The organism is Pseudomonas chaetocerotis (genome assembly GCF_015712105.2).
Classification (GTDB): domain Bacteria; phylum Pseudomonadota; class Gammaproteobacteria; order Pseudomonadales; family Pseudomonadaceae; genus Aquipseudomonas; species Aquipseudomonas chaetocerotis.
In genome coordinates, this window is record NZ_JACFYX020000037.1 from 1 (window position 1) to 745 (window position 745).

General features: G+C 62.6%; 1 protein-coding gene. It reads left to right on the forward strand.

Features of this window, described 5'->3' with window-relative positions; genetic code table 11:
- The first annotated feature begins 134 nt into the window (after nt 1–134).
- Nucleotides 135–695 carry a recombinase family protein gene (locus tag H3221_RS25530; protein ID WP_001161490.1) on the forward strand — a complete coding sequence of 187 codons (561 nt, stop codon included), beginning with the start codon at nt 135–137 and terminating at the stop codon, nt 693–695.
- Nucleotides 696–745 lie beyond the last annotated feature (50 nt).

Here is a 745-nt window from a genome sequence, read left to right on the forward strand (position 1 = left end):
GTCAGAATAGAGTCATCTTTCGCATTTTTTGACACATGCCTGCGAAGGTCATAGATTTCAGCCTGACAGAAACGGGGTTTGAGGCACAACGGAACAGAAGGAGCACTTAAGCCGCCTTCAACCAAGGAGACATCGTGCAGGGGCACCGCATCGGCTACGTCCGGGTCAGCAGCTTTGACCAGAACCCGGAACGCCAGCTGGAACAAACCCAGGTGAGCAAGGTGTTCACCGACAAGGCATCGGGCAAGGACACCCAGCGCCCCCAGCTCGAAGCGCTGCTGAGCTTCGTCCGCGAAGGCGATACAGTGGTGGTGCACAGCATGGATCGGCTGGCCCGCAACCTCGATGACCTGCGTCGCTTGGTACAGAAGCTGACTCAGCGCGGCGTGCGCATCGAGTTCCTGAAGGAGGGCCTGGTGTTCACTGGCGAGGACTCGCCGATGGCCAACCTGATGCTGTCGGTGATGGGGGCCTTCGCTGAGTTCGAGCGCGCCCTGATCCGCGAGCGGCAGCGTGAGGGCATCGCCTTGGCCAAGCAGCGTGGCGCGTACCGGGGCCGCAAGAAAGCCCTGTCCGATGAGCAGGCTGCTACCCTGCGGCAGCGAGCGACGGCCGGCGAGCCCAAGGCGCAGCTTGCCCGCGAGTTCAACATCAGCCGGGAAACCCTCTACCAGTACCTCCGCACGGACGACTGACACATGCCGCGTCGCTTGATCCTCTCGGCCACGGAGCGGGACACCCTGCT